Origin of the sequence: Sphaerisporangium album (assembly GCF_003323745.1) — a bacterium.
In the GTDB taxonomy this organism is placed as follows: Bacteria; Actinomycetota; Actinomycetes; order Streptosporangiales; family Streptosporangiaceae; genus Sphaerisporangium; species Sphaerisporangium album.
This window is the reverse complement of record NZ_QOIL01000004.1, coordinates 145974-171754: the sequence shown is the minus strand read 5'-3', so window position 1 is coordinate 171754 and position 25781 is coordinate 145974. Positions and strand designations below refer to the sequence as shown.

Below are 25781 nucleotides of genomic sequence, written 5' to 3'. Positions count from 1 at the left end.
TACCCCCGTGTAACAACCAGCCCGCAGAATCGGATCAATGGTCTGAAGGTAGACCAAAGGAGGCTCGCGTGCCAGATGTCCTCACCTCGGCACTCGAACTCGTCACGGCCTGGGCCGGCCGCCCGGTCACCCATACCCAGATCAAGGGCGGCCTGAGCCACCGGATCGTCCGGGTCGAGACCGCCGAGGGCGACCGCTGGCTGCTGCGCGTCCTGGACCCGCGCGTGTCCGCCGCCGGGCTCGGCATCCCCCTCGACCTGGAGATCGCCAACACGGTGTGCGCGGCGGACGCGGGGGTCGGCGCGAAGGTGCTGCTGCGCCTCCCCGGCGCGGTGCTGCTGGAGTACATCGACGGCGTCACCCTCGACGCGGCGGCCGTACGGGACCCGGCGATGACCCGGCGCATCGCGGACGCCTGCCGCCGCCTGCACGCCGGCCCGCGCTTCGCCACCGACTTCTCGATCTTCCGCAAGCTGGAGGAGCTGCTGGCCCTGTGCCACGCGCACGGGCTGAAGATCCCGCGGGGCTTCGAGGACCGGCTTCCGGCGGTGGCCGAGATCGAGGCGGCCCTGGAGGCGCGCCGCCCGCCTGACGTCCCCTGCCACAACGACCTGCTGCCGGAGAACTTCATCTTCGACGGCACGGCGGTCCGCATCGTCGACTACCAGCTCTCCGGCAACTACGACCCGGCGTTCGAGCTGGGCGACATCGCGGCGGAGGCGGACTACGACCAAGAAATGGTTCAAAGGTTGACGTATGCGTACTTCGGGGACGAGGATCCCGCGGCAAGAGTTCAGCTTTTTCTGATCATGTCCAACTTCACCTGGACCCTGTGGTTCAGCGTCCACCACGGCCTGCTCGCCGAACAGGCCGCCGCGGCCGACTTCGACTACGACGCCGAAGCCGCCGACAAGTTCGCGCAGGCCGCGCGCGACCTGGACGATCCCGGGTTCGGCCTGCTCATCGACGGCGCCCGGGGGCGACGTCCCTCTCGCTCCCGTACGCCGCCGCCTCCCCCTCCCGTCCACCCACCCCGGTAGAGCGTCCGGCTCCACCCACTCCGGTGGAGCGCCCGGCCCGCTCCGCCCCGACCACCCGCTCCACCGGCTCGACGCGCACCCCCCGCGGCAGCACCGCACCACCGCGCACGCAAGGAGGCCCGATGGCCCAGCAGTCCTATCTCGACGACGACGCCGAACGCCTGGCCCAGCTCGGATACAAGCAGGAGCTCGCGCGAACGTGGAGCGGCTTCTCCAACTTCGCGATCTCCTTCTCGATCATCTCGATCCTGGCGGGGTGCTTCACCACCTTCGCCCAGGCGTGGAACAACGGCGGGCCGCTCGCCATCTCCGTCGGCTGGCCGGTGATCTCGGCGTTCATCCTGATCATCGGCTTCTGCATGTCCGAGCTGGTCTCCGCCTACCCGACGGCGGGCGGCATCTACTGGTGGGCCGCCAAGCTGGGCAGGCCCGTCCACGGATGGTTCACCGGCTGGCTGAACCTGATCGGGCTGATCGCGGTCACCGCCTCCGTGGACTACGGCTGCGCGACGTTCCTGAACATCACGATCGGCCTGTTCGACGAGGGCTGGGCGACGGGTGACGCGCTGAAGCAGACGTTCCTGCTGTTCGCGGTCATCCTGGTGCTGCACGCGCTGATCAACATCTACAGCCACCGGCTGATCTCGATCCTGCAGAACATCTCGGTGTGGTGGCACGTCGCCGGCGCGGCCGTGGTCGTCCTGATCCTGGTCTTCGGCCCGTCCGAGCACCAGAGCGTGGGCTTCCTGTTCGAGCGGTTCAACAACTCGGGCTTCGGCGACGGCTCCTCCGGACCGGCGTTCTGGCTCTACGTGCTGCCGCTCGGCTTCCTGCTCACGCAGTACACGATCACCGGCTTCGACGCCTGCGCGCACGTGTCGGAGGAGACGCACGGCGCGGCGATGAGCGCGGCCAAGGGCCTGTGGAAGTCGATCTTCTACTCGGCCATCGGGGGCTGGGTGCTGCTGCTGTCCTTCCTGTTCGCCGCCACCGACGTCGACGCCGTCAACGAGGCGGGCGGCTTCGTCGGCGCGATCTTCACGTCCTCGCTGTCGGAGGGCCTGGTGAAGGCCGTCTTCCTCATCTCGACGATCGGCCAGTTCTTCTGCGGGATGAGCTGCGTGACCTCGATGTCCCGCATGACCTACGCGTTCTCCCGTGACGGCGCCGTCCCCGGCTGGCGGCTGTGGTCGCGCATCGACAAGAACCGGACGCCGGTCAACGCGATCATCGCCGGCTGCGTCGTGGCGCTGCTCATCACGATCCCCGCCCTGTACGCGCCGGAGGGCTCCACGACGCCGGTGGCGTTCCTCGCCGTCGTGTCGATCGCCGTCATCGGGCTCTACCTGGCGTTCCTCATCCCGATCTGGCTGCGGCTGCGCATGGGCGCCGCGTTCCGTCCGGGGCCGTGGACGCTCGGGAGCAAGTACAAGGCGTTCGGCTGGATCGCGGTGGTCGAGATCATCGTCATCTCGATCTACTTCGTCCTGCCCATCAGCCCCGCCGGGGTGCCGGGTGCGGACGACTTCGCCTGGACCGCCGTCAACTACGCGCCGATCGCCGTCGGGGCGGTGGTGCTCGCCATCGCCGTCTGGTGGTACGCCTCGGCGCGCCACTGGTTCACCGGCCCGCGCCGCAACATCGAGGAACTGCCCGCGGCGGACGCCGAACCGGTCGGCTGAGCCCGCGCGCTCCGGCTCGCGCCCTCACGAGGGCGCGGGCCGGCGGCGGTGGTCAGAGGGCGGACGCCTCGAAGGCCGAGGCCACCACCCGGCGGACGCGCTCGGCATCCGGGGCGGCCCGGAACTCGTTGGCCAGGGAGGTCATCTCGACCTCCGGCATGCCGCACGGCACGGCGTAGTGCCACGGGTCCAGGTCGCCGTCCACGTTGAGGGCGAAGCCGTGGCTCGTGACGCCGCGCCCGGCGCGCATGCCGATCGAGACGATCTTCCGGCCGGTGTCGCGCGTCCAGACGCCCGTGAGCAGCTCCGATCCCGGCGGGGTGTCACGCCGCTCGGCGGGAAGGCCCAGCTCGCCGAGGGCCTCGACCAGCCGCAGCTCGACCTCGCGGACATAGTCGACGACGCCCTCGTCCGGCCGGAGCTTGACGATCAGGTAGCCGACGAGCTGGCCGGGGCCGTGGTAGGTGAGCTGGCCCCCGCGTCCGGTCGAGACGACGGGGATGCCCCGGGCGGGGTCGGGCAGGTGCTCGGGCAGCGTGCGCTTCCCGACGGTGAACACCTGGGGGTGGCTGAGCAGCCACAACGTGTCCGGCCGCTCGTCATTCTGGCGCGCGGCGACCAGCTCGGCCATGCGCTCCATGGCCTTCTCGTAGTCGACCAGGTCGTCCTCGACCAGGACCAGCGGCCGCCCGCTTACGATTCGTTCGCTCACAGTCCGAGCATACGTCCCATGAATGGACGATTCGGGCGCCGCCGTCGCGCGGCGCCCCGTTCGCCGGGACTCACCAGCGCCCGGCCGACGCGCGGTGCGGCGCCTTGGGGATGAACAGCCACATGAGCAGGTAGATGAGGAACTGCGGCCCAGGCAGGACGCAGGAGACCACGAACAGCAGGCGCACCATCGACGGACGCCATCCCCAGCTCTCGGCGAGACCGCCGCAGACGCCCGCGATCATCTTGTGTTCTCGAGACCGGTGCATTTCTCTCCTCCCCCGGATCTTCATTCAGTCCGTCCAACGAAGGAGACCCCTGCCCCGTTCCGGCGACATCAGTCGCTCGGGGGAATTCAGGGTCGTCCCGGAGGTGAGGTCAGGGTCGTCCCGGGGGGCGGAGGCCATGGCACCGCACCACAGGGCAGAACCCCTACAGTGGCAATCCCCCGACCATGGAGAGCGACGTGGACTTCGCGACCTTGCAATCACAGCGCCGGCTTCTGGTGCGCCAGAAGATCACCATGATGGTGAACCGCTATGTGGTCCATCTTGAGCAGCCCGACGGGTCGGAGGGCCCGATGGTCGCCTTCGCCGAGCAGAAGCGGATGGCCTTCAAGGAGCAGGTGACGCTCTACACCGACGACTCCCGGCAGTACGTGCTCGCCGGGTTCAAGGCCCGCAAGGTGATCGACCTCGGCAGCGGCTACGACGTCGTGGACCACAGCGGGCAGCCGATCGGCTTCTTCAAGAAGGACTTCGCCGCGTCGCTGCTCCGCTCGACGTGGCACTTCCAGCAGCCGGGCATGCCGACCTTCACCGGCCAGGAACGCAGCCTGCTGGTGAGCCTGCTGCGCCGGTTCGCCGACTCGCTGTCGTGGCTGCCGTACCACTTCGACTTCGGGGTGGGCGCCCAGATCGCGTTCTCGGTGGACCGCAAGTGGGGCCTGCGCGACCGCTACGCGGTCGAGATCCACGACCCGCGGCTCGACCGGCGCCTGATCATCGCGATGGCCGTCGCTCTGGACGCTCTCCAGTCGCGATGACGTTCAGCGTCAGCCAGGCGCCCCATCCGACGATGAGCACGCCCCAGTACGAGATGAGCCGGTAGATCGCCACCACCGCCGCGGCGGCCGCGCCCGTCATCCCCGCCCCGGCGAAGGTCGCGGCCATGCCGATCTCGCTGATGCCGAGGCCGCCCGGCACGAGCGCCATCACGCCGGCGGCCTTCGCGGCCACGTAACCGAGCAGCACCGTGTTCGGGCCGACGGAGACCCCGGTGGCCAGGCACACGGCCACGAGGCAGCCCACGTCGAGCAGCCAGTTGGTCAGCGCCAGGCCGGGCAGGACGAACGCGTCGCGCCGCGTGAGCGAGATCGCCGCGCGCGCGTCGCGTAGTCCGTCCACCATGGCGCGCAGGCGCCCGCCGCGCCGGGCGAGCCACCCGGCGAAGCCGCGGGGACGGAACCTGACCGCCAGGGCGACGGTGAGGGACAGCGCCGCCAGAACCCACGCGGCCGGGGCGCGCGTCGAAGGCTCGGCCAGCAGGGCGGCCACGCCGAGGGCGAGGAAGGTCATCGTGGAGAACACCGCGGTCAGCACCAGCGTGGCCGCGATGAGCGGGGTCGTGGCGCCGAGCACGCGCAGTTGCCGCGTGGTGTAGGCGACGCTGAGCACCTGGCCGCCGGGCAGGGAGTTCGAGACGGCCGTGCGCGCGTAGGTGACGGCCACGGCGCGCGGCAGCGTGAGCTGGGCGCCGCCCGCCGTGAGCAGGTGCCGGATCAGCCGGGCGTACGCGCGCATGGAGGACGCCTCCAGCGTGACGGCGACGATGAGCCAGCCGGGGTGGGCGCCGGTCATCAGCGCCCAGATCTCGCCCGGATCCGGCAGGCGGTCGCGGAAGGTCACCACCACGACCACCACGCAGGCGATCATGAACAACCGCCCGGCCAGCCGGGTCCGGGACCGGGGTGGTCGGCCGGCGGGCGCCTCGGCGCCGCCCATCTCACCGGCCCTCTCTGGGGCCACCGTTCCCACCATCGCCTCCTCGTGAGGATCATGACGTCCGTGGGCGGGCCGGGCGAGTGCTGGATTCCGACAGTTGCCCGGCCCGATGTTTCCGGTTTCCCGAAACGTCCGGGCGTGCAGTGAACAGCTGGTTACCGCTTTTGACAGAGCCCTCAGATTCCGGAGGCGGTCACCGGGTGGCGAGGGGGAACCGGCTCGGCGGAGGGACGCCGCGCCGGTAGGACGAGAAGGACAAGGCCGAGCAGGGCCCAGCCGGCCAGGACCGCGAGCGGCGCGGCGAGCGCGGCGCCACCGAAGTAGACGACGTTCCGCACCGCTTCCGCCCCCGGTCCCACAGGGAGGAACTTGCCGATCCAGGCATACCATTCCGGGACAAAGCGGGCACCAAGCGGCCCCCCACTGGCGGGCAGCCCGATCGGGATGAACAGAAGCGCCCCGAGACCCACGCCGGCGAATCCGGCGGCCCGCAGCAGCCCCGACACGACCACCCCGATCGTCAGCACGATGCCCGACGAAACAGCCACCAGCCCGGCGTAATTCCCCGGCAGCGCGCCGAACGCCACGTCGGCCAGAAACGCCTCGCCGAGGCCGACGAACAGGGCCCCGAGCGCGAGCGCCCCGAGCCGCCCCGCCGGGCCGATGCCAGGGGCCACCCGCCCGATCGCCACGGCCAGGGCGAGGCCCGGCACGATGAGAGCGAGCGCGTAGAACATGCCCGAGATGCCTCCGGGGTCGCCCGGCGGCAGCGGCACCGCGTCCTCCACCGTCAGCGCGCGGCCCTGGGCCTTGGCCGCCGCCTCGAAGGCGCCGGTCAGCGCCGTCGCGGCCGTCCGTCCCGCCGCGCTCGCGACGATCAGCCTGCCGCTCTGGGGGACGAGCACCCCGTCGACCTCGCGGTCCAGCAGCGCCGTGCGGGCCGCCTGCTCGGAGGCGTACCCGGAGACCTCGAAGGCCCCGGGCTTCGCGCGCGCGACCGCCGCCTCGACCTGCCCCACGACCTGGGCCGGGCCGACGACGGCGACGGGGACGCCGTGCGGCTCGGGCTTGTGGAGCGCACCGAGGAACGACCCGGCGAACAGCATGCCCACGAAGGTCACCGCGACGAGCGCTCCGATGATCTTTCCCATTTCACCACCTGTTGACTTCATCAGTGTTGAGTTCACGATAGATGAATTCAACATGGTTGAATAGGGCCGATCGAGAGGAGTCCGGATGACCGGCGGAAGACCCAGGTCAGCGGGGGGACGACGACCCGGTGAGACCCTGACGAGGGACGCGATCCTGGAGGCCGCGATGGAGTCCTTCACCGCGCAGGGATACTCCGCGACGACCGTCCGGGGCGTGGCCCGCGCCGCGGGGGTCGACCCCGCCCTCGTGATCCACTTCTTCGGCACCAAGGACGGCCTGTTCGACGCCGCCGTCCGCATCCGGGACATCCCGCTGCGCGGCCTGTCCGAGGCCGTCGAGGGCGACCCCGGCCTGCTCGGGGAGCGCCTGGTCCGCCGCTACCTGTCCATCTGGGAGGACCCGGAGGCGGCCCCCCTGCTGTACGCCATCCTGAAGGCGGCCGCGACCTCGGAGGCCGCCGCCGAGCTGCTGAGACACTTCATGACCGAGGAGATCCTGGTCCCGATCGCCAAGCGGCTCGGCATCGACCACGCCGAGACCCGCGCGACCCTCGCCGGTTCGCAGCTCATCGGCCTGGCCCTGATGCGGTACATCCTCAAGGTGGACGCCATCGCCGGCGTGCCCGCCGAGACGATCGTCCGCGCCGTCGGCCCCACCGTCCAGCGCTACCTCACCGGCGACCTCACGCTCACCTGACGCCGCCCGCGCGCGCCACCTCTTCCTCCAGGAGGCTTCCACCCCAAGCGATCGCCCATGCCGGGCGTACCGCGAAAGGGCGCCGGCACGTGGCCGACGCCCTTCGACGATGCTCGGGGCGGTCAGACCCCGATCGGGTGCCAGACGGTCTTGGTCTCCAGGAAGGCCGTCATGCGCTCCACGCCCGGGTCGGCGAGCCAGTCGACCTTCCCGGTGGCGGGGCGCAGCACGCGCTTGAGGTTCTCGGCGGCGTCCCGCTCGCAGGCCACCGCGAGCTCCTCGGGGCAGCCGGTCAGGTCGATCGCGTTGACGTCCATGTGGGAGGCCAGCCAGGGCGCCAGCTCGGCGACCCTGCCCGTCAGCAGGTTGACCACCCCGCCCGGCAGGTCGGACGTCGCCAGCACCTCGCCGAGCGTGATCGCCGGCAGCGGCGCCCGCTCGGAGGCCACGACCACGCAGGTGTTGCCCGACACGATCACCGGCGCGATGACCGAGATCAGGCCGAGCAGCGGACCCATCGGCGGCGCCACCACGGCCACCACGCCCGTCGGCTCCGGCGTCGAGAGGTTGAAGTACGGCCCCGCGACCGGGTTGGCCGCGCCGCGCAGCGCCCCGATCTTGTCCGACCAGCCCGCGTACCAGACCAGGCGGTCCACTGCGGCGTCGACGAGCTCGCCCGCCTTGCGCGCCGACACGCCGTCCGCGTCGATCAGCTCGGCGGCGAACTGGGCGCGGCGCCCCTCCAGCATCTCGGCGACGCGGTAGAGGATCTGCCCCCGGTTGTAGGCGGTCGCGCCCGACCAGCCCGGGAACGCCTTGCGCGCGGCCGTCACCGCGTCGCGGGCGTCCTTGCGCGAGGCCCGCGAGGCGTTGGCCAGGAACTGCCCCTTGGAGGAGGTCACGGCATAGGACCTTCCGCTCTCCGACCGCGGGAACGCCCCGCCGATGTACAGCTTGTACGTCTTGCGAACGGCCAGCCTGCCCGGCTCAGTCATCGCCTCTCCAGGTCATCTCTTCCGGCGAGAGCCGTGCGGGCACGAAGACCTGGCGGCAGCGGCTCACCCCGCAGCGGTGGGCGAACCATCCCTGACGGACGGTCGCGGTGGTGCGTCCCGCACGGGCGTAGGCGCGTCCCCCGGTGGCCTGCGCGCGGCGGGACCGGCGGGGCCTCCTGCGGTGCTCACATGGGTCGGACATCGAGATACGCCTCCAATCCGTGCCTGCCGCCCTCGCGGCCGTATCCGGACTCCTTGTAACCCCCGAACGGCGACGTCGGGTCGAACTTGTTGAAGGTGTTGGCCCAGACCACGCCGGCGCGCAGCTTGTCGGCCATCCACAGGATGCGCGAGCCCTTCTCGGTCCACACCCCGGCGGACAGGCCGTAGGGACTGTTGTTCGCCTTCTCGACGGCCTCGGCGGGCGTACGGAAGGTCAGGACCGACAACACCGGGCCGAAGATCTCCTCGCGGGCGATCCTGTGCGACTGGGCCACGCCGGTGAACAGTGTGGGCGGGAACCAGAACCCCTTCTCCGGGATCGGGCAGGACGCGGACCAGCGGGCGGCGCCCTCGCTCTCGCCCGCGTCGCTCAGCTCCTTGATCTTCGCGAGCTGGGCGGAGGAGTTGATCGCGCCGATGTCGGTGTTCTTGTCCAGCGGGTCGCCCATGCGCAGCGTGGACAGGCGCCGCTTGAGTGCGTCCAGCAGCTCGCCCTCGATCGACTCCTGGACCAGCAGCCGGGAGCCCGCGCAGCAGACGTGGCCCTGGTTGAAGAAGATGCCGTTCACGATGCCCTCGACGGCCTGGTCGAGCGCGGCGTCGTCGAACACGATGTTCGCCGCCTTGCCGCCCAGCTCCAGCGTGAGCTTCTTGCCCGACCCCGCCACCGAGCGGGCGATCAGCCGCCCGACCTCGGTGGAGCCGGTGAACGCGACCTTGTTCACGTCCGGGTGGTTCACCAGGGCCTGGCCCGTCTCACCCGCGCCGGTGACGATGTTGACGACGCCCGGCGGCAAATCCGCCTGGCGGCAGATCTCGGCGAACGCCAGAGCGGTCAGCGGCGTCGTCTCGGCCGGTTTGAGCACGACGGTGTTGCCGCAGGCCAGCGCGGGCGCGATCTTCCACGCGAGCATGAGCAGGGGGAAGTTCCACGGGATGACCTGCGCGGCCACGCCGAGGGGCCTGGGGTCGGCGCCGAGGCCCGCGTACCCCAGCTTGTCGGCCCAGCCGGCGTAGTAGAAGAAGTGCGCGGCGACCAGGGGCAGGTCGACGTCGCGCGACTCGCGGATCGGCTTGCCGTTGTCCAGCGACTCCAGCACGGCCAGCTCACGGGCCCGTTCCTGGATGATGCGGGCGATCCTGAACAGGTACTTGGCGCGCTCGCGGCCGGGCATCTGCCCCCACACCGCGTCGTACGCCTTGCGCGCGGCCGAGACGGCGCGGTCGACGTCCGCCTCGCTGGCGACGGCGAACTCGGCGAGCACCTCTTCGCTCGCCGGGTTGATGGTCTTCTCCCGCGCGTCGCCGAGCGCGTCGGCCCACTCGCCGTTGATGAAGAGCCCGTAGGACGGCCGGATGTCGACGACGTCGCGCGACTCGGGCGCCGGTGCGTATTCGAACACGTGAGGCCGCCTCAGTCCAGGGTGAAGTAGTCGGGGCCGGCGTAGCGGCCGGTGGTCAGCTTCTGGCGCTGCATCAGCAGGTCGTTGAGCAGGCTGGAGGCGCCCAGGCGGAACCACTCGGGGGTCAGCCAGTCGGGGCCGGTCGTCTCGTTGACCAGGACGAGGTACTTGATCGCGTCCTTGGTGGTGCGGATGCCGCCCGCGGGCTTGACGCCGATCATGCGGCCGGTCTGGGAGCGGAAGTCGCGCACGGCCTCCAGCATCACCAGCGTGACCGGGAGCGTCGCGGCGGGGGCGACCTTGCCGGTCGAGGTCTTGATGAAGTCCGCGCCCGCCAGCATGGCCAGCCAGGACGCGCGGCGCACGTTGTCGTAGGTGGCGAGCTCGCCGGTCTCCAGGATCACCTTCAGATGGGCGTCGTCACCCCCGTCACGGGCGCAGGCGGACCGCACCGCGGCGATCTCGTCGAAGACCTTGCGGTAGTCGCCGGACAGGAACGCGCCGCGGTCGATCACCATGTCGATCTCGTGCGCGCCGGCCGCCACCGCGAGCTCGGTGTCGCGTACCTTGACCTCCAGCGAGGTGCGGCCGCTCGGGAAGCCCGTCGCCACGCTGGCCACCCGCACGCCGGACCGCCCGAGCGCCTCGACGGCCGGCGCGACCAGGTCGGGGTACACGCAGACGGCGGCGACCTTGGGGACGGAGGGGTCGGCGGGGTCGGGGCGGACGGCCTTGGCGCACATCGCGCGCACCTTGCCCAGAGTGTCCGCGCCTTCGAGGGTGGTGAGGTCGACCATGGATATGGCCAGGTCGATGGCCTGCGCCTTGGCGGTGGTCTTGATCGAGCGGGTTCCCAGCATGGCCGTTCGCTGGTCGGCGCCCACGCGATCGACGCCGGGCAGGCCGTGCAGGAATGCCCTCAGGGTCGCGTTCGTCGCCGCGACCTCGGCGAGCGGAGTCGTCAGTGTTGACACCACCCCAGCATCGCCGACCGGCCTGATTGTTCCAAACCAGAGCCGCAGCAAGACATCGGGCGACATTTCAGCAAATGTCGCCCGCACCCGGGACGGACGATCTCGCCCGAGCCTCCCGTCGGGCCGTGGGCACGCCCCTAGGTACAGGCCCGGATGCGTCCTGACCTGCGACGACGCCGTCCGGGTAAGCCCGTCTAAGGCACCCGCGGGTATGCCTAGGCGGTCCTAGGACCAGGGCGGGGCGGGAGATAAGGCATCCGTCCGATGTGCGGAGGGGGGCCTTAGCCGGAGTCTAGAGGTGTCAGGAAAAGAGACACCAAGGAGAACCGGCATGGCTCCCGAGATCCACTACCAGCTCATCGTCAACCGAGTGGCCGAGCTCCACCAGGAGGCCCGCGACCACCGCCGCGCCAGCGAGGCGGTCGCCGGCAGGAAGGCCCGCGAGAGCGGCTCCCCGAAGCGCGTCCGCGCGACCTTCGGCAAGCTCCGCACCTCGTGAACGCCCGGCACGACGCCCGTACCGGCCACCGCAGGGGCGCGGCCGCACGGGCGACCACCGGGATCTCCCACGCCGAGGGGCGCGGGAAACGCGGCACCACGAAGCCCGGCCGGAGCCTCCCTCCCGGCCGGGCATCACAACCCCCGTGACCGGCACGGCCGGTGTACGGGGGGAGTGACGGGGGCGGTGACCAGGGATCCGGCCGGGTCACCGCCATTTTCCGTCGCAGGTATCAATGCATGAAAACCAGGTGCAGAACATCACATGGGTCGTGACATGCTTGCTGACATGCTGGGCCGGATGGTGAGTCCCGTCTTCGTGGGACGCGAGGACGAACTGCGCACACTGTCGGAGGCCTTCGAGCAGGCCCGCAAGGAGGCCGCCTCCGCCGTCCTCCTCGGCGGTGAGGCGGGCGGCGGCAAGACGCGCCTGGTCACGCGCTTCGCCGACGAGGCCGCCTGCGCCGGCGCGCACGTCCTCGCCGGAGGCTGCGTCGAGCTGTCCACCGAGGGCCTGGCCTACGCGCCCTTCACCGCGGCCCTGCGCCAGCTCGTCAAGGAGATGGGCGCCACCGAGGTCGCGGCCCTGCTGCCCGACGGCGCCGCGCGCGACCTCGCCCGGCTCCTGCCGGAGTTCGGCGAGCCCAGCGGCGACCCCGAGACCGGACGCGCGCGTCTCTTCGAGCAGTTCCTCACCCTGCTGATCCGCCTCGCCGAGCGGCGCGCGGTCATCCTCGTCATCGAGGACATCCACTGGGCCGACCGGTCCAGCCGCGACCTGATCGCCTTCCTGAGCCGCAACCTCAGGACCTCGCCCGTCCTGATGATCCTCACCTACCGGTCCGACGAGCTGCACCGCCAGCACCCCCTGCGTCCCGTGCTCGCCGAGCTGGGCAGGGTCGACGGCGTGGTGCGGCTCGACCTGCCCCGGCTCAGCAAGCCCGAGGTCGCCGCGCAGATCGCCGGGATCCTCGGCGACACCCCGGAGTTCGCGCTCGTCGAGCAGGTCTACCAGCGCAGCGAGGGCATCCCCCTGTTCGTCGAGGCGCTCATGGAGCGCGAGGACGACTGCAACGTCCCCGAGTCGCTCCACGACCTCATCATCGGCTCGGTGGAGCGGCTGCCCGAGGAGACCCAGCGCGTGCTGCGCGTCGCCGCCGCCGGGGGCAACCGCGTCGGCCACCGGCTCCTGCGGGCGGTCACCGACCTGTCCGACGTCGACCTGGAGAACGCCCTGCGGCCCGCCATCGCCCGCAACGTCATCCAGGTGGCCGACGGCGGCACGTACGTCTTCCGGCACGCGCTGATCCGCGAGGCCGTGCACGAGGAGATGCTGCCCGGCGAGCACAACCGCATCCACGCCCGGTTCGCCGAGGAGATCGACCGCGACCGCAAGCTCGTGCCGCCGGGACGCGCCGCGATCGAGATCGCCCACCACTGGTACTCGGCCCGCGACCACCTGTGGGCGCTCATCTCCGCCTGGGAGGCCTCGGGGAAGGCCGCCAACGCGTTCGCCTACACCGAGCAGATCCAGCTCCTCGAACGCGTCCTCGCCCTCTGGGACCGGGTGCCCGACGCCGCCGAGCGCATCAACGTCGACCAGACCACGATCCTGGAGATGGCGTCGGAGGCCGCGGTCATCAGCGGCGAGACCGACCGCGGGCTGAAGTTCGTGAAGGGCGCGCTCGCCGAGCTGGACGAGACCGTCGAACCCGAGCGCGTCGCCCACCTGCTCGTCCGCCGCTCCCAGCTCAAGACCGACAAGGGCAGGCGCGGCGGCCTGGAGGACCTGCGCTACGCCGAGCGGCTGGTGCCCTGGCCCGGGTACACGCGCGCCCACGTCCTCACCAAGCTCGGCTCGTTCCTGATGTTCACCAACCAGACGGCGGAGGGCTCCGCGCTCACCAACGAGGCGCTGGCCATCGCCCGCGACATCGGCGACGAGTGTCTGGAAGCCGAGCTGCTCACCAACCTCGCGCTCGGCCAGTCGCTCACCGGCGACCTGGAGGCCGCCTACCGCACCAACGAGCGCGCCGCCGAGATCGGCCGGGGGCTGCGGACCGCGCGCATCGTGCTGCGCGCCCTGGCCAACAACGTCGACAGCCTCGACAACCTCGGCCGCTCGGAGCAGGCCGTCGAGCTCGCCCTCGAAGGCGAGGCATTGGCCCGGCAGTACGGCCGGTACCGGGTCAACGGGACGTTCATCGCCAACAACCGCGCCGAGGCGCTGGACTCGCTCGGACGCTGGGACGAGGCCGTCGAGGTCATCGAGCAGGCCCTGGCGATGGACCCGATCCCGCGGACGCGCGGCCATCTGATCCGGGGACGCGCCGACATCGCGGCGGCCCGCGGTGAGACCGACCTTCTCGAACGCATCCTCGCCGAGATCGGGGCCATGCAGGGTGAGCCCGCCGAGTTCGCCCAGGAGTGGATGACCGACGCGCGGCTGCTCATCGAGCTGCACCTCCTGCGCGGGGACCCGCTCCAGGCCCTCAAGGTGACCGAGGCGTTGCTGTCGGAGTCCGGCGGGACGCAGCACTCCAGCAAGCCCATGCTCGGCTGGCGCATCCTGGCGCTGAGCCGGCGCGTCTGCGAGGCCGCCGCCGTGACCTCTCCCGGCGCGGCGCGGGACGTGCGCGCGACCGCGATGGCGCTCGCCGCGAGCCTCGACTCCCACGGGCCGGTGACCGAGGCGTTCCGGCTGTCCTTCTCCGGCGACTTCGAGGCGGCGGAGGCCGCCTGGAGACACCTCGGCCGTCCGTACCCCCGGGCGAGGGCGATGACGGACATCGCGGCGGCCGCGGCCAAGGCCGGTGACCGCGAGACGGCGTCCGCGCGGCTGGCCGAGGCGCACGTGATCGCGTCCGCGCTCGGCGCGCGGCCGATGGTGACCGAGATCGAGGCTCTGGGCCGCCGCGTCGGGACGACGTTCGCCGAATCAGTCCCCGCCGAGCCCGGCGACGCGTCCGGCACGACCACCGACCTCACGCCCCGGGAGACCGAGGTGCTGCGGCTGGTCGCGGCGGGGCGGTCGAACCGGGACATCGCGGCCGAGCTGTTCATCTCGGCCAAGACGGTCAGCGTGCACGTCTCCAACATCCTCGCCAAACTGGGCGTCTCCACCCGCCTCGAAGCCGCCGCCGCCGCACACCGCCAAAGCCTCCTCGCCTGACCTCCCCCGCGCGGGTACCAGCGCTCCCATCCGGCCGCCCTCCCCTGACGAAGCCCCGCCGCACACCGCCTGAACCTCCTCGGCCGGCCTCTCCGCGGCACACCACTCCCTGCGTGGCCTGCCCCGCGCCGGAATCTTTACCCGGACGCGGTCGCCCTATGGGCCAGGGGATCTCGTACGGAGACCTCGACGGCACGCTCATGAGCGGCGCTTGGGGAACGACCCCTCGCCGGGGATCGGTTATGGTGGGGTGGAAACACCGAAGGGGAGTAGTCCCAATCGCGTGATCGACACACTGGCGCAAGCCCGGTCGCGCGGGCCTCGTTTCGACGGGGCGGACGAGACCTTCGGCCCTGTGGCAATGCACGTACGCCATCGGGCCGAGGTCGCGCGCCCTGAGACTCCCTGCGGTGCACGCTCCCGGCCCGGTCGCGCGACATAGAAGGGCGACCCCCCGTGGAAGCGTTCTGGATCAGTCTCGGCGTCATCTTCGTGGCCGAACTGGGCGACAAGAGCCAGCTCATGGCCATGACGTTCGCCACCCGATTCAAGCCGTGGCCGGTCCTCGCCGGCATCACCATCGCCACGGCGGTGGTCCACCTGTTCAGCGTCGGCCTCGGAGGGCTCATCGGCGACGCGCTGCCCCAGACCGCCATCGCCATCGTGGCGGGCATCGCGTTCCTCGGCTTCGCCCTGTGGACGCTGCGCGGCGACGAACTCAGCGAAGAGGAATCCCAGAAGGCCCAGCGCACGACCCGCCACGCCCTCATCGCGGTGACCGTGGCGTTCTTCCTCAGCGAACTGGGCGACAAGACCATGCTCGCGACGATCACGCTCGCCACCCAGCACGGGTGGTTCGGCACGTGGATCGGCTCCACGGTCGGCATGGTCGCCGCCGACGCCCTGGCCATCGTCGTCGGCCGCATGCTCGGCAAACACCTGCCCGAAAAGGTCATCCGCTACGCCGCCGCCGCGGCCTTCGCCCTCTTCGGCGCAGCCCTGATCCTCGAAGCCCTCCTCTGACCCCCGCCCACCCCACCCTCCCCAGCCGACGGGAACCCATGTTCCGTCCGCATCCGGGCACACTTCCGGCGCCGCGTCGGCGGGGAGGGACGACGGCGATGCCGGCGCCCCGTACGTCGAGCGGCCGGGCCAGGGTGTGCGGGTCAGAGGGTCAGGCCGATGAAAACGGGTTCGTTGACGAGGGTTATGCCGAACTTGGCTTCGACGCCGTCCTTGACCTCGCGGGCCAGGGCCAGGATGTCGGCGGCGGTCGCCGCGCCGTCCGTGGAGAAGACGGGCGAGGAGGCCCCGGGCGATGCCGCGGTCTCCCGGGGCCCCGGGTCGGAGGGGAAGGCGGCGCGGTCCAAGGCTTCGGGGCCGGTGAGGACGGCACGGTTTTGGGGGTCGGTGGGGACGGCGGGGTCCAGGGCTTCGGGGTCGGTGGGGAAGCCGGTGACGCGGAGACCGCCGGGGTTGGTCAGGGCGAGGGTGTGCTTGGTCGAGATGCGCGCCGGGCCGCGCGCGTACCCCTTGGGGAACCCGGCGTGCTCGATCAGCCACGCGGCCGGCACCTTCACGGCCCCTCCGGGCACGTCCCACCGGGGGAAGCCGGGCGCGCGTCGCTCCAGCTCGGCGGCGTCGGCCGCGCTCAGGATCGGATTGGTGAAGAAGGACCCCGCGCTGCAGGTGTCCGGGTCGGCGGCGTCCAGCACCATGCCCTTGCCACGCCGCAGCCCGAGGACGGCCGTGCGCGCCTCGTGGAGGGCGACCCGTTCGCCGAGCTCCACGCCGAGCCGCGCGGCCAGTTCCTTGTACGCGACCGGTCCGGATTTATCCGACTTATGCAGCAGGTACGTGACCGAGACGACCACATAACGCGTGAGATCATCCTTGAACGCGCTGTGCCGATAGGCGAACCCGCACTGCGAAGCGTCCAGATCGAGCAGCTCCCCCGCCCGCCGGTCGTACACCCGCACCCCGGTGATCGTCTGCGAGACATCCTGCCCGTAGGCGCCGACGTTCTGGATGGGCGTCGAGCCGACCGACCCCGGGACGCCGGACAGGCACTCGACCCCCGACCACCCCTGCGCGACCGCACGGGCGACGAGCGCGTCCCAGTCCTCCCCCGCCTGCACGGTGACCGAAACCGCGCCGTCGCCGCCGTCGCGCACGTCGACCCCGCGCGAGGACACCTTGATCACGAGCCCGTCGAACCCCTCGTCGGAGACGACCAGGTTGCTGCCGCCTCCGAGAAGGAGCACCGGCTCCCCGGCGCGGTCGGCCTCGGCCACGAGCGCGACCAGTTCGTCCCCGGAACGCGCCTCCACGAAGGCGCGGGCCGCCCCGCCCACCCTCAACGTGGTGTACGGGGCGAGCCGTACACCTGCCACACGGTCAGCCATGCACCCTTCCCAGCACCCCGAAGCGTCCGCGGCGCGGGGACACCGCGCATCGGCCCTCAAGCCTAGACCGGCCCGCCGGGCTCTCTCTCCACAGGCCGAAGCGCGCCGCCAGACCGAGACCTATCGGTCGCCCGAACGCAGCAGCCCGGCGATGCGGTCGTCCGTACGGCGGGAGTCGGCCTCGCCGTACTCGGTGTCCACGTCCGGAGCGCTCCGGCGCCGCTCGCGGCGTACGGGCAGGCGTCCCTCCGGAACGACCAGCTTGCCCGGCAGGCGCAGCGAGAACTCCAGGTCGGCGTGCCGGTCGTACCGTGCCTCGGCCGGGAAGCCCCCCGCCTCCAGCGCGGCGTCCCGGCGGACGGCCATCAGATACCCCAGCAGCCCTCTGACCTCGCCGGGACCGGCCTCGTGCCAATCGTGGCCGCTCTCGCCGGGGTCGACGCCCTTCCAGCCCGCAGCCACCACCTCTCCGGTGACGGCCCTGGCCAGCGGGGTGATCGCGTCGCCGTCCACGATGGTGGCGGTGTCCATCACGACGTGCACGCCCTCGGTGTCCAGCCGCAGCAGCTTGTCCCGGCCCGCGCCCCACCCGGCCGTGCCGCCCCGCCAGTACGGGGTCTCGGCGACGTGCCAGGCCGTGATCCGCTCGGGATGCCGCTCGGCCAGCTCGTGCAGGACGACGCCCGCGCCGTCGACGTCGCCCAGGTCCAGGGCGAGGATCTTGGCGTCGGTGTGGTGGATCAGCGCGTCGACGCAGGTGCGCAGGTCGGCGGGGTGGCCGTCCACGAGCAGGGCCACCGTCACGACCGGGGACGGCGCCTCCGCGTGCTCGCCCGTGGCCGGGGCGGCGCTGATCGCCTCCTGCAGGCGGGAGGCGGCCAGCGTGGAGTCCCACAGCACCTGCGAGGCGACCATGCTCTCGGTGCCGACCTCGTTCCGCGTGCCGTCGTCCACGTTCGGCGTCTTCGCCGCACCCCCGGCAGCGTGCTCACGGCCTCCGGGGTGACGTTCCACCACGGCCTCACCGGCCGCCTCGGCCCTGTCCCCCGCGCTGTGCTCCGCGCCGTGGTCGTCCCGCGCGCCCGAGTCGACCGGAATGGACTCGATCGTCGGCCAGACGTGGAACGGCGGCTCGGACTCCAGAGTGTGCCCGCCCTCGGTGTCGCCGACCGGCCGGCTGCCGCCCCGGACCTCCTGGCGCACCTCCGCCGTCGCCGGATCGTCCTCCGCCCTGGCCTCGGCCCGCTGCCCCGCCAGTCCGTTCACGTGCTTGGATACCTCGTTCACCCAGGCCCCATTACCCACCACACCCGGAAGCATTCCGGCGTCCGGGTCAAGTCCGGCGGCGTGAGAAGGCACGCGAAGGCGTGAGAGGACTCGCGAAAGGGCGGCCGGTCAGGCGAGGCGTACGGTGGCGCGGGCCTTCGACAGCACCCGTGAGTCGCCGGATCTCGCCGTCAGCGAGAGGACCACCTTGTTGTCGTCCAGCTTGTCCTCGACGACGCCGCTGACCGTGATCACGGCGCCCTCGTCGTTGTCCGGGACGACGACCATGGACGAGAACCGCACGCCGTAGTCGACCAGCGCGCCCGGGTCGCCCGCCCAGTCGGTGACGAACCGGCCGGCCTGGGACATCGTGAACATGCCGTGCGCGATCACGTCGGGCAGGCCGACGGCCTTGGCGTGCCGCTCGTTCCAGTGGATCGGGTTGAAGTCGCCCGACGCCCCGGCGTACATGACGAGGTTGACGCGGTGGACGGGGTACTCGACGGCGGGAATCTGCAGGCCGATCTCGACCTCGTCGTACTTGACGGTGGCGCCCATGCCTACTTCGCCCCTCCGCGCTCGATCAGCGTGTTGTAGGTGGTGCAGACCGGCTCGCCCTGGAGGGTCGTCACCTGGCTGGTGACGGTCAGCAGCTCGTTGCGGCCCATGCTGCGGATCTCGGAGATCGTGGACTCGCAGAGCAGCTCGTCGCCGGCGTGGATGGGACGGACGTACTCGAACCGCTGCTCGCCGTGCACGACCATGGCGAAGTCGAGCCGCAGATCGGGGTCGGCGAGCGCCTCCGCGGCGCCGGTGAGGGTGAACACGATGGGGAACGTCGGCGGGGCGACGACGTCGGGGTGACCGGCGGCGCGGGCGGCCTCGGGGTCGCGGTAGATCGGGTTGGGATCGCCGATGGCGGCCGCGAACTCCTTGATCTTGACGCGGCTCACCTCGTAAGAGGTGGACGCCGGGTATGTCCTCCCGACGAAATCGCGGTTCAAAGCCATCGTGCCGGTGCCCTTTCGGAACGTGAAGCTGGTTTGCCCGACGGTAACAGAGCAACCTTCCGCCGTCGTCGGGCGGAAGAACGTTCCCACCCGCGGCTTCGCGTCATTCCGCCGGTCACGGAGAACGCTAGCCCGTTTCCTGCGCCGGCCGGCGGAACACGGCCTGTCATGGTGATCACATCGGCGGACGAAGGCCGCGCAAGCCCCGGGGCACGCCGCGAACACCCCCGGACACGCGGAAAACCGGCGCCCCGTCATGGAGCGCCGGTCATGCACAGATGATCGAGCCGATGCCTGGCACCACACCCACCACCGTGACCGTGTCACGGCACCCGGGCGGGCCCGTCCGGCGAGGCTCCCCGAGCGGTTCGCCGTACCAGCGACCCCGAGGTTCCTTCGCACCTGCCCGACGCCGCACCCAAGCGGCGTACGCACAGAGCAAGACGACACACGACCGACCCGTACCCACCCCCGGACGGATCGGCGGAAGACCGTGACGGCCGGCGATCACGTACCTCGGAAACCCGGCGGACCGGATGGACCTCGAAAGGCCCGTCCACGACCCCCTCCCGGCGCCCTCAGGGCGCGGGGCGGCGTACGCCTAGCGCGTCTCGCGGTGGGGACGGTGGCACTTACAGTTGGGGCAGTACTTCTTCAGCTCAAGCCGGTCCGGGTCGTTGCGCCGGTTCTTCCGCGTGATGTAGTTGCGGTGCTTGCACTCCTGGCAGGCCAGCGTGATCTTCGGCCTAACGTCGGTGGCAGCCACGTGGGAGTGCCTTTCTACGTTTGGGACACATGGACAACCCGAACCAGGTGACCTTCACAGGAAACCCGGCAGGGTAGTAGCGGAGGCCGGACTTGAACCGGCGACACAGCGATTATGAGCCGCTTGCTCTGCCTGACTGAGCTACTCCGCCTCAGGGTCGACGAACGCGACCGGCTTGGAAAGGATACCCGACCTGTACGACGATCGCGCACACGTGTGCCCGTACCCGGTCTGGGCTGGGTGCTCCCAGTATGCCTGATCGCTGGACGCCTGCACTTCCCCTTTATTCAGCAGGCGGACTATTGAGCACGGTCAGATAACCCACCCAAGCGAAAAGCCCCACCCCGGAAACCGGGAGAGGGCGTTTGCGCTGTCGAGCCCCTTTACGGAATCGAACCGTAGACCTTCTCCTTACCATGGAGACGCTCTGCCGACTGAGCTAAAGGGGCCTGCCCACCCGCGTTCCGCGTCCCCGCGTCGCTGTGGACAGGTGTAACCATACACGGACCCCGCGGCCGATGCGAATCAGAACGCCCATCGGGAACCCGTCCCGGCGCCCCGCCCGCGAGGGGCATGCGAGGGTCAGCGGACGGCCTCGCGGCGCCTCCGCGTCGACCTGGGCGACCGTTCGCCGAAGGGCAGGGTGACCACTTCGCACAGATCCGCGAGGTCGACGAAACGGCGCAGCTCGTCCACCGAGAAGCAGTCGGCGACCAGCTCTCCGTGCCGGCGAAGGCGGAGCACCTGACGGTCACCGCGCGTCGCGGCCGTTATCTCGTAGCCGTCAGGCCCGACCCAGCGCGTCTCCATAGCCGGTCAGAGTATGCCCAAGCACCGTCAGTTTCGGGAAACGACACGCATCCCTGGGTCACCAAAGGACCCTCCAGCGAGAAAGAGCACGTCAGCCCCACGACACAGGAACAGTGAGCCGGCGCCGGGAGCGACGGTCGCATACGAGAGCGCCTGCAGACAGCACGCACCGACCGCGCAGGGAGCATGCCAGGGACACCCGGCTCACGCCCGGCCGGTCTGCCCCGAGCTCTCCATCTGCCCCGCCGTCTCGGTCTGCCCCGAGCTCTCCGTCTGCCCCGCGGTCTGGCCGGCGCTCTCGGCGAGGGCGTTGAAGCGCTCCAGCATGCGCGCGAGCAGCCGGACGTCCTCCTGCGGCCAGGTGCCCAGCAGCGCGTAGAAACGCCGCTGGCGGGCCGTACGGGCGCGCAGAAGCCTTGCCCGTCCCTCGGGCGTCAGGTCGAGCAGATGGGCGCGGCCGTCGAGCGGGTCAGGCTGGCGCCCGATGAGCCCCAGCTCGTCCAGCACCTTGAGCTGACGGCTGATCGTCCCCTTGCCCACGCCGAAGTAGGCGGCCAGGTCGCTCGGCCGGGCCGGGGCGGCCTCGTCGATGCGGACCAGAATGCCGTACGCGCCCGGCTCCAGTTCCCGGTGCACCTCGCGGCCCATCTCGGCGGACATCGCGCGCGAGCGCCGGAAGAGGACGCCCAGTTGACGTTCGACCGCGCAGTACGCCTCGTACTGATCACCGGGTATCGCCCCGGGTGCCTCGGCGGACGGCGCCGCCTGGGTCTCGGTCATCGTGCAGCCTCCTCTCTCCTGTTCTCAGTATCGAACGCCCGCGCCCGGGGACGCCCGTCCTCGACAACGATCAGGACTCGGGCACGCGTTCCCCCTGCACGGCCTGGACGTCCAGCTCGACCTTGAGCGTGGCCCCGATGAGCGTGATCCCGGCCTGCACGACCTGGTTGTAGTTCATCGCGAAGTCCTCGCGGCGCAGCTCGGTGGTGGCGCGGAACGCCGCGCGCAGGCCGCCCCACGGATCGGGGCTCGTCCCGAGATAGGCCAGCTCCAGGTCCACCGGACGCGTGATGCCGGCCATGGTCAGCAGGCCGTGGACGGTCCACCGGTCCCGCCCGTCCGGGGTCAGCCCGGTGCTCCGGTAGGAGATCACCGGGAACGGTCCCACGTCCAGGAAGTCGGCCGAGCGCAGGTGGTCGTCGCGCATCCGGTTGCCGGTGTCGATCGACGCGGCGTCGATCTCGGCGACCACGGCGGACTCCTCCGCGCTCGCGCCGACCTGGATGCGCCCGGCGAACTCGTGGAACCGTCCCTGCACGCTGGACAGCCCCAGGTGCTGGGCGGTCGCGGCCACCTTGGAGTGGGCCGGATCGATCGTCCAGACGCCGGGCGGCGGGAGTTCCACCCCGCCCTGCCGCGCGAGCACGAGAGTGCCGAGCTCGGCGGCGCCCGAAGCGGTCACGATGGCCGTGGAGGCGGCCGGGGCGTACCCGATCGCGGTCACCACGACCGTGTAGACGCCGGGGCTCAGCGGCGGCGTCGCGACCGCGCCGTCGGTGTCCGCCTCGGCCCTGGCCACCTGGTGTCCGGACCTGTCCGTCACCGTGACGACCGCGTGCTGCACCGCCCAGCCGTCCTTCGTCCGCACCTGGGCGCGCAGCCCGCGCCCCGGCGCCGGGGCGCCGCCCGCGGGGTGCGGGCCGGCGTCCCAGGCGTTCCTCGTGGTCTGCATCGGGTCCCCTCTTCCGCTCGCCTGCCGATCCGCTCCCCGGCCCGCGGTCATTCGGGGTGGCCGAGCACGAGGTCGTACGCCTCGTCGCCCTGCCCGGAGAGGTTGAGCGTGCTCGCCACGGGCGGGTACCCGCTGGCGATCACGGTGTACTGGCCGCCGGTGAGGTCGGCGAACGCGTACTCGCCGTCCAGGCCGGTGGTCGAGGAGCCGACCACGTTCCCCGCGCCGTCCAGCAGCGTGACGCGCGCGTCGGCGAGCGGGCCGCCGTCCTTGACCCGGACCGTGCCCCTGACCTGCGCCGCGGCCAGCAGCTCGACGTCCTGCCTGGTCTGGCCGGTGCCGACCTCGACCGGCACGGCCGCCGGACGGTGCCCCGCCGCGCTGACCGTGAGGGTGTAGGCGCCGGCGACGATCCCGGCGAAGCCGAAGGCCCCCGCCGCGTCGGTCATGCCCGTCGAGACCACCTCGCCGCGCACGTCGGTGACGACGACCATGGCCTCGGCGACGGGCAGGCCGCCGGGGGTGCGGACGGTGCCGAGCAGGCGGCCGGAGCCGGCCAGCACCAGGTCGAAGTCCAGCGGCTGGTCGCCGACGACGAGGGTGGCCACCTGCGGGTCGTGGTCGCCGGCGGACGCGATGAGCACGTAGGTGCCGCTGCCGGGCGTCCACAGGTCGTACCCGCCGTCCGGCCGCGTGACCGCGCGGCCGAGCTGGTGCCCGCGCACGTCGATCAGCGTGAGGGTGGCCTGGCTCACAGGCCCGCCGTCGGCGCCCCTGATGAACCCGCGGATCCCGCTGCCGCCCTCCGCGTCCCCCGCGCCGGCCGCCCCGTCGAACGGGTCGCGCACCCGCGCCGCGGCGGTGTACGCCTCCCGCGCGCTGCCGTTCCTGGAGGCGAGGCCGTTGGCCGCGGGCTCGGCGCCCACGGAGACCAGCTCCTGGGTGTCCCGCTGGGCGTGCCGGCCCGGCGTCGCACCGTTCCGCACCGGGGCGTACTCGTCCGCGCCGGCCGGGATCTGCTCGGCGTTGGACGTGCGCAGGGGAACCTCCTTGATGAACAGCATGATGAGCAGGGCGAGCAGGGCGAACGGCGCCGCGTACAGGAAGATGTCGCCGACGCCGTGGCCGTACGCGCTCTCGACCACCGTGCGGACCGGGGCGGGCAGCGCCGACAGCACCGGCACCGAGCCGTCGCCCGCGGGGCCCTTGACGCCGAGCTTGGCCAGGCCCTCCTCCAGATAGTTGACGACCCGGTTGCCGAGCAGGGCGCCGAGGGCCGAGACGCCGATCGCGCCGCCGAGCGTGCGGAAGAACGCCACGACCGAGCTGGCCGCGCCCAGTTCCTGCGGCCTGACCTGGTTCTGCACCGACAGGACGAGGTTCTGCATGGTCATTCCGACGCCCACGCCCACGCAGAACATGTAGACGGCGACGATCCAGTACTCGGTGTCGAACCGCAGCGTCCCCATCAGGCCGAAGCCGGCCGTGAGGAAGACGCCACCGATGACCAGGAAGATCTTCCAGCGCCCCGTCCGGGTGATGATCTGCCCGGCGACCGTGGACGACACGGCCAGGCCGAGGATCATCGGCAGCGTCATGACGCCCGCCATGGTCGGCGACTCGCCGCGCGCGAGCTGGAAGTACTGGCTGAGGAACGTCGTCGCGCCGAACATCGCGATGCCGACGAACAGGCTGGCCGCGACGGCGAGGCTGATCGCGCTGTTGCGGAACAGCCGCAACGGGACGATCGGCTCGCTCGCCCGCGACTCGGCCAGCAGGAAGAGCAGCCCGAGGACGACCGCGCCGCCGACCATCGCGCCGGTCTGCCACGACAGCCAGTCGTACTTGTGGCCCGCGAACGACACCCACACCAGCAGCAGCGACACCGCCGCCGTGATGAGGAACGCGCCCGCCCAGTCGATCTTGACCTCGCGCCTGAGCGTCGGGACGTGCAGGGTCTTCTGCAGGACGAGCAGCGCGATCACGGCGAAGGGCACGCCCACGTAGAAGCACCAGCGCCAGCCGAGCCAGGAGGTGTCCACGATGACACCGCCGATCAGCGGGCCACCGATGGTGGCGAGCGCGAACACCGCGCCGAGGTAGCCGGAGTACCGGCCACGCTCACGGGGCGAGATGATCGCCGCCATGATCACCTGGGCGAGGGCGGTGAGGCCGCCCGCGCCGAGCCCCTGGATGACACGGGCGCCGATGAGCATCCCCGGGTTCTGGGAGAGGCCCGCGATGGCCGAGCCGATCACGAAGATGACCAGTCCGAGCTGGACCAGGACTTTCTTGCTCGTCAGGTCGGCGAGCTTGCCCCAGATGGGGGTGGAGATCGTCGTGGCGAGCAGCGTCGAGGTGATGACCCAGGTGTAGGTGGTCTCGTCGGCGTGCAGGTCGGCGATGATCGTCGGGAGGGCGTTGGAGACGACGGTCGACGACAGGATCGCCACGAACATGCCGAGCAGCAGGCCCGACAGCGCTTCCAGGATCTCGCGGTGCGACATGGGGGCGGCCGGTTCGGGCGCCGCCTCCCGCACCCCGGCCGGTACTGCGGTTGTCATCAATGTCCTTTCACTGTCTGTGCCGCGCGGGTCTGGGCGGTGCCGGTCTGAGCGGTGCTCTGAACCGTGCCGGCCTGAACGGTGCCGGCCTGAACGGTGCCGGTCCGGGCCGTTCGGGGGAGCCGCGCGGCACGGGCCCGATGCGCGTCGAGGCTTGAGCGGAGGCGGCCGATCAGGCCGGAGAGCTCGGCGACCTCGTCGTCGGTCCAGTCCTCCAAGGTGTCGACCAGCAGACGGCGGACGCTGCCGAGGGCCTCCTCGGCCACGCGCGTGCCGTCCGGCGTGAGCCGCACGTACCAGGAGCGCCCGTCGTTGGGGTTCGGGACGCGTTCGATCCAGCCGCGGTCCCGGAGGTCCGCGACCTGCCTGCTCATCACGGACAGGTCGACCTCGAACAGGCCGGCGAGGTCGCCGATGCGCTGTTCGCCGCATCGATGCAGCGTCGCGAGCAGCGCGAGTCCGGCGTGGGGGCCGGTGAACGGCAGGGCACGCTTGAGCGCCTTGATCACCGCGCCCATGTCGCTCAGGCGGGCGAGCAGTTCGCCGCAGCCTTCTTCTGACGCCATGACCGCCTCCATCTAGTTGCCTTAGGCAAATATATATCATTGCCCTAGGCAACCTTCAGAGGGGTATGTCAATTACTGTCCGATGTGTCCGGACTCCCTCGCGGGCCGGGGCGA

At 71.3% G+C, this 25781-nt stretch carries 24 protein-coding genes and 2 tRNA genes; 7 read left to right on the top strand and 19 right to left on the bottom strand.

Annotated elements, in window-relative coordinates:
* Positions 1-68 precede the first annotated feature (68 nt).
* Together DQ384_RS08520 and DQ384_RS08515 are read left to right on the top strand one after the other, a co-directional pair.
* Entirely contained in the window at positions 69-1040 is a 972-nt protein-coding gene (locus tag DQ384_RS08520; RefSeq protein WP_147268697.1) for a choline/ethanolamine kinase family protein, read from the top strand.
* A 122-nt stretch (positions 1041-1162) separates the two neighbouring features.
* Positions 1163-2722: an amino acid permease gene (locus DQ384_RS08515; RefSeq protein WP_114028171.1), complete on the top strand. Its 1560-nt coding sequence runs from the start codon at positions 1163-1165 to the stop codon at positions 2720-2722.
* A 52-nt stretch (positions 2723-2774) separates the two neighbouring features.
* Here DQ384_RS08515 and lipB read toward each other — a convergent pair whose 3' ends face one another.
* Complete coding sequence (gene lipB / locus DQ384_RS08510; protein ID WP_245966320.1) at positions 2775-3434, bottom strand: lipoyl(octanoyl) transferase LipB; 660 nt, start codon at positions 3432-3434, stop codon at positions 2775-2777.
* Between the two features lie 70 nt (positions 3435-3504).
* A complete protein-coding gene (locus DQ384_RS08505) occupies positions 3505-3702 on the bottom strand; it encodes a PspC domain-containing protein (protein ID WP_114028170.1) in 198 nt (65 codons plus the stop codon).
* A 197-nt stretch (positions 3703-3899) separates the two neighbouring features.
* On the opposite strand from DQ384_RS08505, the gene DQ384_RS08500 reads away from it, so the two are divergent.
* On the top strand, positions 3900-4478 hold the full coding sequence (locus DQ384_RS08500) for an LURP-one-related family protein (RefSeq protein WP_220182839.1): 579 nt from the start codon (positions 3900-3902) through the stop codon (positions 4476-4478).
* On the opposite strand, the gene DQ384_RS08495 is transcribed toward DQ384_RS08500, so the two are convergent.
* Both DQ384_RS08495 and DQ384_RS41130 read right to left on the bottom strand, forming a co-directional pair.
* Positions 4435-5460 (bottom strand): lysylphosphatidylglycerol synthase transmembrane domain-containing protein, encoded by a 1026-nt coding sequence (locus DQ384_RS08495; RefSeq protein ID WP_181871098.1) that lies wholly within the window; start codon positions 5458-5460, stop codon positions 4435-4437. The genes DQ384_RS08500 and DQ384_RS08495 overlap by 44 nt on opposite strands.
* Before the next feature lie 152 nt (positions 5461-5612).
* The gene (locus DQ384_RS41130; RefSeq protein WP_181871097.1) at positions 5613-6587 is read right to left on the bottom strand and encodes an ABC transporter permease; all 975 of its coding nucleotides are present in this window, start codon (positions 6585-6587) and stop codon (positions 5613-5615) included.
* An 85-nt stretch (positions 6588-6672) separates the two neighbouring features.
* Here DQ384_RS41130 and DQ384_RS08490 point away from each other — a divergent pair, with 85 nt between their 5' ends.
* Positions 6673-7284, top strand: coding sequence for a TetR/AcrR family transcriptional regulator (locus tag DQ384_RS08490; protein WP_114028167.1), 612 nt, complete (start codon positions 6673-6675; stop codon positions 7282-7284).
* Between the two features lie 122 nt (positions 7285-7406).
* On the opposite strand, the gene DQ384_RS08485 is transcribed toward DQ384_RS08490, so the two are convergent.
* The 3 genes from DQ384_RS08485 to deoC all read right to left on the bottom strand — a co-directional run bounded on the left by DQ384_RS08485 (position 7407) and on the right by deoC (position 10869).
* The gene (locus DQ384_RS08485) at positions 7407-8279 is read right to left on the bottom strand and encodes an aldehyde dehydrogenase family protein (RefSeq protein ID WP_114028166.1); all 873 of its coding nucleotides are present in this window, start codon (positions 8277-8279) and stop codon (positions 7407-7409) included.
* A gap of 185 nt (positions 8280-8464) precedes the next feature.
* On the bottom strand, positions 8465-9904 hold the full coding sequence (locus DQ384_RS08480; protein ID WP_114028165.1) for an aldehyde dehydrogenase family protein: 1440 nt from the start codon (positions 9902-9904) through the stop codon (positions 8465-8467).
* Between the two features lie 11 nt (positions 9905-9915).
* On the bottom strand, positions 9916-10869 hold the full coding sequence (gene deoC, locus DQ384_RS08475; protein ID WP_245966347.1) for a deoxyribose-phosphate aldolase: 954 nt from the start codon (positions 10867-10869) through the stop codon (positions 9916-9918).
* Between the two features lie 340 nt (positions 10870-11209).
* On the opposite strand from deoC, the gene DQ384_RS41125 reads away from it, so the two are divergent.
* The 3 genes from DQ384_RS41125 to DQ384_RS08465 all read left to right on the top strand — a co-directional run bounded on the left by DQ384_RS41125 (position 11210) and on the right by DQ384_RS08465 (position 15571).
* Complete coding sequence (locus DQ384_RS41125) at positions 11210-11377, top strand: hypothetical protein (protein WP_181871096.1); 168 nt, start codon at positions 11210-11212, stop codon at positions 11375-11377.
* Positions 11378-11677: 300 nt separating this feature from the next.
* Entirely contained in the window at positions 11678-14548 is a 2871-nt protein-coding gene (locus DQ384_RS43590; protein WP_281274023.1) for an ATP-binding protein, read from the top strand.
* A gap of 456 nt (positions 14549-15004) precedes the next feature.
* Entirely contained in the window at positions 15005-15571 is a 567-nt protein-coding gene (locus DQ384_RS08465; protein WP_114028162.1) for a TMEM165/GDT1 family protein, read from the top strand.
* 143 nt (positions 15572-15714) lie between these two features.
* Here the strand turns inward: DQ384_RS08465 and DQ384_RS08460 are convergent, their stop codons facing one another.
* The 12 genes from DQ384_RS08460 to DQ384_RS08405 form a co-directional block, all read right to left on the bottom strand.
* Complete coding sequence (locus DQ384_RS08460) at positions 15715-16953, bottom strand: UDP-N-acetylmuramate dehydrogenase (RefSeq protein ID WP_425451425.1); 1239 nt, start codon at positions 16951-16953, stop codon at positions 15715-15717.
* Positions 16954-17073: 120 nt separating this feature from the next.
* On the bottom strand, positions 17074-18240 hold the full coding sequence (locus DQ384_RS08455) for a glycosyltransferase family 2 protein (protein WP_114028161.1): 1167 nt from the start codon (positions 18238-18240) through the stop codon (positions 17074-17076).
* A gap of 108 nt (positions 18241-18348) precedes the next feature.
* Complete coding sequence (locus DQ384_RS08450; protein ID WP_114028160.1) at positions 18349-18777, bottom strand: MaoC family dehydratase; 429 nt, start codon at positions 18775-18777, stop codon at positions 18349-18351.
* 2 nt (positions 18778-18779) lie between these two features.
* On the bottom strand, positions 18780-19229 hold the full coding sequence (locus DQ384_RS08445) for a MaoC family dehydratase N-terminal domain-containing protein (protein ID WP_114028159.1): 450 nt from the start codon (positions 19227-19229) through the stop codon (positions 18780-18782).
* Positions 19230-19830: 601 nt separating this feature from the next.
* Positions 19831-19995 (bottom strand): 50S ribosomal protein L33, encoded by a 165-nt coding sequence (gene rpmG / locus DQ384_RS08440; protein WP_114028158.1) that lies wholly within the window; start codon positions 19993-19995, stop codon positions 19831-19833.
* A gap of 77 nt (positions 19996-20072) precedes the next feature.
* Positions 20073-20146 (bottom strand) — tRNA-Met (locus tag DQ384_RS08435).
* A gap of 225 nt (positions 20147-20371) precedes the next feature.
* Positions 20372-20444: transfer RNA gene (locus DQ384_RS08430), tRNA-Thr, on the bottom strand.
* A gap of 133 nt (positions 20445-20577) precedes the next feature.
* Positions 20578-20805 (bottom strand): transposase, encoded by a 228-nt coding sequence (locus tag DQ384_RS08425; protein WP_114028157.1) that lies wholly within the window; start codon positions 20803-20805, stop codon positions 20578-20580.
* 204 nt (positions 20806-21009) lie between these two features.
* Positions 21010-21585, bottom strand: a complete 576-nt coding sequence (locus DQ384_RS08420) for a MarR family winged helix-turn-helix transcriptional regulator (RefSeq protein ID WP_114028156.1) — start codon at positions 21583-21585, stop codon at positions 21010-21012.
* 70 nt (positions 21586-21655) lie between these two features.
* On the bottom strand, positions 21656-22537 hold the full coding sequence (locus tag DQ384_RS08415) for a YceI family protein (RefSeq protein ID WP_114028155.1): 882 nt from the start codon (positions 22535-22537) through the stop codon (positions 21656-21658).
* A 47-nt stretch (positions 22538-22584) separates the two neighbouring features.
* A complete protein-coding gene (locus DQ384_RS08410) occupies positions 22585-25101 on the bottom strand; it encodes an MFS transporter (protein ID WP_220182838.1) in 2517 nt (838 codons plus the stop codon).
* Entirely contained in the window at positions 25101-25667 is a 567-nt protein-coding gene (locus DQ384_RS08405) for a MarR family winged helix-turn-helix transcriptional regulator (protein WP_181871095.1), read from the bottom strand. Before DQ384_RS08405 ends, DQ384_RS08410 begins: the two co-directional genes overlap by 1 nt.
* Between the last annotated feature and the right edge of the window lie 114 nt (positions 25668-25781).

Coding starts and splice junctions, on each gene's coding strand:
- DQ384_RS08515 (WP_114028171.1), top strand. CDS start 1,163: ATGGCCCAGCAGTCCTATCTCGACGACGACGCCGAACGCCTGGCCCAG.
- DQ384_RS08505 (WP_114028170.1), bottom strand. CDS start 3,702: ATGCACCGGTCTCGAGAACACAAGATGATCGCGGGCGTCTGCGGCGGT.
- DQ384_RS41130 (WP_181871097.1), bottom strand. CDS start 6,587: ATGGGAAAGATCATCGGAGCGCTCGTCGCGGTGACCTTCGTGGGCATG.
- DQ384_RS08490 (WP_114028167.1), top strand. CDS start 6,673: ATGACCGGCGGAAGACCCAGGTCAGCGGGGGGACGACGACCCGGTGAG.
- DQ384_RS08485 (WP_114028166.1), bottom strand. CDS start 8,279: ATGACTGAGCCGGGCAGGCTGGCCGTTCGCAAGACGTACAAGCTGTAC.
- DQ384_RS41125 (WP_181871096.1), top strand. CDS start 11,210: ATGGCTCCCGAGATCCACTACCAGCTCATCGTCAACCGAGTGGCCGAG.
- DQ384_RS43590 (WP_281274023.1), top strand. CDS start 11,678: ATGGTGAGTCCCGTCTTCGTGGGACGCGAGGACGAACTGCGCACACTG.
- DQ384_RS08460 (WP_425451425.1), bottom strand. CDS start 16,953: ATGGCTGACCGTGTGGCAGGTGTACGGCTCGCCCCGTACACCACGTTG.
- DQ384_RS08450 (WP_114028160.1), bottom strand. CDS start 18,777: ATGGGCGCCACCGTCAAGTACGACGAGGTCGAGATCGGCCTGCAGATT.
- DQ384_RS08445 (WP_114028159.1), bottom strand. CDS start 19,229: ATGGCTTTGAACCGCGATTTCGTCGGGAGGACATACCCGGCGTCCACC.
- DQ384_RS08425 (WP_114028157.1), bottom strand. CDS start 20,805: ATGGAGACGCGCTGGGTCGGGCCTGACGGCTACGAGATAACGGCCGCG.
- DQ384_RS08420 (WP_114028156.1), bottom strand. CDS start 21,585: ATGACCGAGACCCAGGCGGCGCCGTCCGCCGAGGCACCCGGGGCGATA.
- DQ384_RS08415 (WP_114028155.1), bottom strand. CDS start 22,537: ATGCAGACCACGAGGAACGCCTGGGACGCCGGCCCGCACCCCGCGGGC.
- DQ384_RS08410 (WP_220182838.1), bottom strand. CDS start 25,101: ATGACAACCGCAGTACCGGCCGGGGTGCGGGAGGCGGCGCCCGAACCG.
- DQ384_RS08405 (WP_181871095.1), bottom strand. CDS start 25,667: ATGGCGTCAGAAGAAGGCTGCGGCGAACTGCTCGCCCGCCTGAGCGAC.